General features: G+C 52.0%; 1 protein-coding gene. It reads right to left on the bottom strand.

Features of this window, described 5'->3' with window-relative positions; all coding sequences use genetic code 11:
* Nucleotides 1–394 (bottom strand): helix-turn-helix domain-containing protein (locus tag ECTPHS_RS14470; RefSeq protein WP_246828388.1); only part of this gene is annotated, 394 nt, incomplete at its 3' end.
* Nucleotides 395–481: the final 87 nt, after the last annotated feature.

Here is a 481-nt window from a genome sequence, read left to right as displayed (position 1 = left end):
GAAGGTGATAACCCCCTTCGCCATCATCCTCGAAAGCAAATAACTCCCGCGTCAGCCAGACGCCTTGTTCGCCACCTTTTCCATGAATCGTTGGGCGACCGGATAATTTCTGGAAGAAGCGACTGTAGGCTTGTTTCCATCGGACCGCGCCATTGCGTAACACCTGGGAGGGCACTTCACGCAACCATGCCGTATCGGGGCCGATGAACTGGCTGTATTGTTGGTCGATGGGTGGTTTTTGTCCGGTCACCGACAAGGCTTTTCGGGCAAAGGCACGAAAATAACGGTCTTCTCTGACCTTGCTGTTATAGATGAATCGCTGACAGCCAATCCAACGCAGCAGGATATTTTCCTGCTGACGACCGGGATAGCAACGAAAGCGATGTCCGATCATGCTCATACCTGCTATCGTTCCATGAAAACCACCAAGGCGCAACCATGGAAAGCACCACTAAATCTCGTTCTCACGCCGTTTATGACA

It is taken from the genome of Ectothiorhodospira sp. PHS-1, from assembly GCF_000225005.1.
In the GTDB taxonomy this organism is placed as follows: domain Bacteria; phylum Pseudomonadota; class Gammaproteobacteria; order Ectothiorhodospirales; family Ectothiorhodospiraceae; genus Ectothiorhodospira.
The sequence above is the reverse complement of the archived record's forward strand: the minus strand, read 5'-3'. Positions and strand labels throughout refer to the sequence as shown.